Origin of the sequence: Brachybacterium sp. UMB0905 (assembly GCF_002871795.1) — a bacterium.
Taxonomy (GTDB): domain Bacteria; phylum Actinomycetota; class Actinomycetes; order Actinomycetales; family Dermabacteraceae; genus Brachybacterium.
In genome coordinates this window covers 1-5,457 of sequence record NZ_PNHL01000033.1, presented here as the reverse complement: position 1 = coordinate 5,457, position 5,457 = coordinate 1, and the positions used below count along the sequence as shown (strand labels likewise).

7 protein-coding genes are annotated in these 5,457 nt (G+C 63.0%); 6 read left to right on the top strand and 1 reads right to left on the bottom strand.

Annotation, left to right across the window (positions count from 1 at the left end):
• The first annotated feature begins 268 nt into the window (after window positions 1–268).
• The 3 genes from erm to CJ197_RS14645 all read left to right on the top strand — a co-directional run bounded on the left by erm (window position 269) and on the right by CJ197_RS14645 (window position 2,765).
• Window positions 269–1,096, top strand: coding sequence for a 23S ribosomal RNA methyltransferase Erm (gene erm, locus CJ197_RS14655; protein ID WP_102237460.1), 828 nt, complete (start codon window positions 269–271; stop codon window positions 1,094–1,096).
• Window positions 1,093–1,332 (top strand): hypothetical protein, encoded by a 240-nt coding sequence (locus CJ197_RS14650; protein WP_073717678.1) that lies wholly within the window; start codon window positions 1,093–1,095, stop codon window positions 1,330–1,332. Before erm ends, CJ197_RS14650 begins: the two co-directional genes overlap by 4 nt.
• A 197-nt stretch (window positions 1,333–1,529) precedes the next feature.
• Entirely contained in the window at window positions 1,530–2,765 is a 1,236-nt protein-coding gene (locus tag CJ197_RS14645; protein ID WP_170957839.1) for an IS110 family transposase, read from the top strand.
• A 98-nt stretch (window positions 2,766–2,863) separates the two neighbouring features.
• On the opposite strand, the gene CJ197_RS15980 is transcribed toward CJ197_RS14645, so the two are convergent.
• Window positions 2,864–3,379 (bottom strand): response regulator transcription factor, encoded by a 516-nt coding sequence (locus CJ197_RS15980; protein WP_102237461.1) that lies wholly within the window; start codon window positions 3,377–3,379, stop codon window positions 2,864–2,866.
• A 526-nt stretch (window positions 3,380–3,905) separates the two neighbouring features.
• On the opposite strand from CJ197_RS15980, the gene CJ197_RS15785 reads away from it, so the two are divergent.
• The 3 genes from CJ197_RS15785 to CJ197_RS15450 all read left to right on the top strand — a co-directional run bounded on the left by CJ197_RS15785 (window position 3,906) and on the right by CJ197_RS15450 (window position 5,432).
• Window positions 3,906–4,040 (top strand): hypothetical protein, encoded by a 135-nt coding sequence (locus CJ197_RS15785; protein ID WP_255407897.1) that lies wholly within the window; start codon window positions 3,906–3,908, stop codon window positions 4,038–4,040.
• A 139-nt stretch (window positions 4,041–4,179) separates the two neighbouring features.
• Window positions 4,180–5,166 (top strand): SagB/ThcOx family dehydrogenase, encoded by a 987-nt coding sequence (locus CJ197_RS15270; protein WP_102237459.1) that lies wholly within the window; start codon window positions 4,180–4,182, stop codon window positions 5,164–5,166.
• Complete coding sequence (locus CJ197_RS15450; RefSeq protein ID WP_199173957.1) at window positions 5,163–5,432, top strand: hypothetical protein; 270 nt, start codon at window positions 5,163–5,165, stop codon at window positions 5,430–5,432. The genes CJ197_RS15270 and CJ197_RS15450 overlap by 4 nt, the downstream gene beginning before the upstream one ends.
• Window positions 5,433–5,457 lie beyond the last annotated feature (25 nt).

The window sequence follows — 5,457 nt, the reverse complement described above, 5'->3', positions numbered from 1 at the left end:
CGACCCCGCCGCCGACTGGGCTATCTCACGCCCACCGAGGCATTCGCTCGACTGCTCGCCGGCGAGCCCCATGTTGCTTCGACGCCTTGACATCGCCGTGGGGTCGCCTACGCTAGTGGGCATGTTGTTCTACGGCACTGCTTCGCTGCGTCTGCGCAGCCGCTAACGGCGGAGAGCACCCTCCACAGGTTGTTGCTCCCGCCCCCGGTGATCACGGCCGGGCGGCTCTTTCAGCGTGCCCGGCTCCGCAACAACCACGGAGCGAACAGTGCCTACCTATCGAGGTGGCCGTCATGAGCACGGCCAGAACTTCCTGACTGACCCATCCACCATTGCCACGATCACCCGGCTCGTGTCCGCCACCGAGGGCCCGATCATCGAGATCGGCCCCGGTGACGGAGCACTCACCTCGCCGTTGGCCCAGCTCGGGCGACCGGTGACAGCCGTCGAGATCGACACCCGGCTCGCCCGACGCTTGGCCCCACGGCTCCCGTCGCACGTGGAGGTCGTCGCCGACGACTTCCTGACCTACCGGCTTCCCACGTCTGCGCATGTGCTCGTCGGCAACCTGCCGTTTCACCAGACCACGGCCATACTGCGCCGCATCCTGCACGCACCCGCATGGACCGATGCAATCGTGCTCGTGCAATGGGAAGTCGCGCGGCGCAGAGCGGGCGTCGGCGGTGCCACGATGATGACGGCGCAATGGGCGCCTTGGTTCGAGTTCACGCTGCACAGTCGTGTTCCCGCTCGCGCGTTCACCCCGCGTCCGGGAGTCGACGGCGGAATCCTCACCATCCACCGTCGCGAACATCCGCTGCTGTCCCCGACACGGCGACGCCAGTTCCATGCCCTGGTCCACCGCGTCTACACCGGCCCCGGCCGGGGGCTCGCCCAGATCCTCGCGCGCACCACCTCACTCGGGTCACCACAGACCGCACAGGCATGGCTGACACGCCACGGCATGACCGCTGCAGGACTCCCGAAGGACATGCCCGTCGAGGCATGGGTGGACCTGTTCAAGACCACCGGTTCTTCACCGCCTGCACACCGTGCGCGGACGCAGCAGGTGAAGTCGAGGAGACGCCGTCGATGACCATCGCAGCGCAGCGCCAGGCCTGCGTCTGCAAGGAAGAGATCGGTAATTATCGGCACACTGCGATCTATCGGGCGATCTCTCCCGAGGACACGCCGGTGACCAACGCAGTCTCCCATGTGGTGTGGTGGCCGGACACGTTGATCGAACAGAGTTGCTGCATGGCCCCAAGGAGGCGACAGGATGCATACCTGGTACGGATCGGCAGCCCCGTTACCTTGCTGGTGACCCCGTAGGGCGGGGTTACGGTCGCCGGGCCCGGCATGACTTACTGCCCCTGTCGCACGAATGATCCGGGGGGGTGTTGTCACCGGGCCTGGTGGCGCCAGCCGACCGCTGATAGGGACACGGCCCAGCAATGAGGTCTCTTCGTAACGTGGGTGCCGGCAGCTGACGCATCACCAACCATGGCGACCGTCGCTTCGATGCAAGGATGGTGGTCATCATGGAACAGATCGGCTTCGACATCTGGTGCGGGTTGGACGTGGGCAAACAAGCCCACTACGCCTGCGCGCTGGATACTGCCGGCAAGAAGGTCTTCGACAAGCCTCTGCCGCAAGACCAGGCCAAACTCGAAGACTTGTTCACCAAGATCCAAACCCATGGACGAGTGCTGGTGGTCGTGGACCAACCGAACACGATCGGCGCGCTGCCAATTGCGGTCGCGCGCTCGATGGGCATCACGGTTGCCTACCTGCCCGGGTTGGCGATGCGACGCGCCGCCGACCTCTACCCCGGCAACGCGAAGACCGACGCCCGTGACGCGTTCATCATCGCCGACACCGCCCGCACGATGCCCCACACCCTGCGCCGCGTCGACGCTGGCGAGGAAACCCTCGCCGAACTCAAGGTATTGGTCGGCTTCGACGAAGATCTTGCGGCCGAGGCGACGCGGTTGTCGAACCGCATCCGAGGCCTGCTCACCCAGATCCATCCCGCACTCGAACGCGTTGTCGGACCGAGGTTGACCACCAAGCAGGGCTTGGCGGTGATCGAGCAGCTCGGCGGCCCGCAAGGCATGGCAGCCGCATCGAAGTCCAAGCTGCTGCGCATCATCACCAAGGCCTACCCCCGCAACGCCCCACCCTTCGCCGACGCCATCACCACCGCTCTCGGCGAGCAGACCGTCGTCGTTGCTGGCACGGCTTCGGCAGAACAGGTCCTGCCGAAGCTGGCCGCGTCGTTGCGTCAGGTCCTGGACCAGCGCGCTGAGCTCGCGGTCCAGGTCGAGAAAGTGGTTGATGCTCACCCTCTTGCCGAGGTCCTGACCTCGATGCCAGGCGTCGGGGTCAGGACCGCAGCACGGATCCTGCTCGACGTCGGCGACGCCTCACAGTTCCCCACCGCCGGCCACCTGGCCGCCTACGCCGGCCTAGCACCAGTCACCCGACGCTCCGGAACCTCGATCCGCGGCGAGTTCCCCGCACGATCCGGAAACAAACACCTCAAACGAGCCCTCTTTCTGTCCTCATTCGCAGCCCTCAGATCCGACCCCATCAGCCGGGCCTACTACGACCGCAAACGCGCCCAGGGCAAGAAGCACAACGCCGCCCTCATCTGCCTCTCGAGACGCCGGTGCGACGTCCTGTTCGCGATGATCAAGAACCGAGAGCCCTACCGGGCTCCCGCGCCGGCCCCAGACCCCTCACCAATGCCCCTCGCTGCTTGACAAGAACATAGGGACCCCCAAGAGCGGAAGGCCAGCCTTGACACTGCACCAGAAAAGGAATTTGGACTCGACCGCGCCGCTTCTCTGAGCAGAGGAACTTACGTTGAAGTGTGCTCAACGGGGTCGTTAGCCATGAGCGGGAGGCGAACGTTTTCCTGGCACATCTGCCAAGCCACGACCTGGGATCGTGAACTCACATTGAGCTTTCTGAAGAGGCGTCGAATGTATGTCTCGACCGTGCGCTCGCTTAGCCCAAGTCGCACCCCAATCTGATAATTAGTTAGACCCTGAGCGACGAGACGGGCAACCTCTTGTTCTCGTGGGCTCGGCGCAGCATGCGCCCCAGCTTGACGGCCGTCAAGGGAATTCGGTTCTAGGCCGAGGGAGACAAAAGCTCGATAGTGATCCTCGAGGGCAACAATAACTTTAAGTTCTTTGAGTTCGGCGAGTGCTTGACGTCCGCGTTTTTCAGAGAACGTGAGGAGTGGAAGCAACGCAGTCAGTCGAAACGGACTGCCTGAGATGCTCGCGGCGACCGCCACTGCGACGGCATCATCTGAGAGTCCACCAATTTCGTCCACCAGTTTGAGACCCAAGCCGACGCGTTCTCGCATGCAGTCAACCACCGCGCAAATACGGGGCCAGTCAAATTCCTCGCCCTCGTTTCGCCTCATGCACTCTGTAAGAGCATCGCAAAATGGCTCTAGGTTAACGAGACCCTTGACCTCAGAAACTCTCTTAGAGGCTGCTGCACGATGAAAACGCTTCGTCACAATCGGCCCTTCCAGTGCCGCTATCCGAGGGTTCCCCAAGAGAAGATCGTGCGTTGGTCCTGCGTTCGCGATCCGGAGCCGCAGATTGACGTAGACCCTTGCGCACCACAGCTCAGGCTCGGTGAACGCTCTTCGCTCCACCGCACAGCAGCTCGCGGGTTCGAGAGCTTCGTGCTCGCGTCGGCAACAGTCCCCATGCCGCATACATACAGGCCAACCCGTATCATTGTCAACCATAGCCCCGTCCGTGCATTCCCGGACTACAACTGTGCCTTGCCACGTACCTACGGTGAGAATGCGAGAAATCGCAGCTCCGACTTTCCGGGCGAACAGCGTCCGGAGGAGTACAGATCAAGGAGGTTGAGTCATGCGTCTCACCAGCACCGAAATCGCCGAGCAGCGGACGCTCGCGCACAACGACGACGCCGGCGTGCAGATGGTGGTCCCTGCGGGCACCACTGGCACCACGACCGCCGCGGTCGTCACCGTCGACGACGAGTGAGTCGACGCCACCGTTGACACGCTCGCACCCGTGCGGGCGCGCCAACGGAGTCGGCCTCTGGGGGCGGTACTCGCTCCCAGAGGCCGATGCCCCGGCACATGTGTCGCCGAAGGCTGGCAGAGAACTTAGAGGAGGACATATGCCGGACAGATTCACTCGTGAGACAACGAGCCACGCAGCACAAGACTCCGCGGAGGCAGACAACGGCCCTCGCCTGTCGTCATCTGAGCTGAGGCATCTCGCCATCAACAACGGCTACAAGACTTGGCAGCCGTCCATTCAGTCAACCGGACTACGCTCATCTGAGTTGACACATCGAACCCTGGGGCAGGGGCCGAGTAGCCGAATCGCGGAACAGTACCTACTCGCTTCCCGAATGGTGCGAGGCGACGTGAGAGTACAGATTTCCACACGCCCCTACTTCAACGATGACGGCCTGCGAACAGTCTCACTCATCGGCCAGGAAGATGCTCATCCCGACGATGTGGTTCCTCTTCCGTCTCCACAGGCCATAGACACGACTCTCGGTAGCGCTGTCGCGGGACGACGCAGCCGCCGCTCCTTCGCATCAGAAGAGATGTCCCTCCAGCAGCTCACCGACATCATCGGGCACAGCATCGCTGAAACCGGACGGGCCCGCGTAGAACTCAGCGACGGCGGCCAAGTCCAGTTCCCTCTCTATGCGGCGGCCAACGGCGGGGGCCTCAGACCGATCGACGCGTACGTACTGCCCCTACGGGTCGAGGGCCTGGCCCCGGTCGTTCACCGGTACGACAAGCGACGTCATGCACTGATACGCACGCCTAATGCTGGCGATGCGGCACGCATCGTTGACACCTGCATCTCCCCACCCGACCAGGATCACCTATCGCGCGCCTCAGCCGTCTTCATTCTTGCTGGTCGCCCGTGGCGGTCGATGCGGAAGTACGGAGCCCGGGGGCTGCGGTTCCTGTTTGTCGAAGCCGGACACGTTGCCGCGTCCATGGGATTGGCCGCATCCGCACTCGAGTTGGGAGCCGTGGAGTGCGGAAGCCTGTGTGACGATGAGGTGCATGACCTTCTCGGCATCGACGGGCTTTTTGAAACCTATATTCATTCCGTCATTGTTGGGAGGAGAACTTCGTGAGCACGCAAGAGAACAGTTTTTATGGCGTCAAGAACCGCTACTCGGTGGTCGTTCATGATGTCAACCGGGTGGAGTTCCGACAGGGGGTCTGGAACCCGACCTCCACTACACTGACCGACGACTCGGAGTCAGGCAAGCTCGTCTCCACCATCGAATTACTCGACGGTAAGCACACCATTGGTGAGATCGCAAAGGGCGATGTCAAGGCGTCGAAGCAACATGGGGCTCGCCGGCGAGCAGTCGAGCGAATGCCTCGGTGGGCGTGAGATAGCCCAGTCGGCGGCGGGGTCG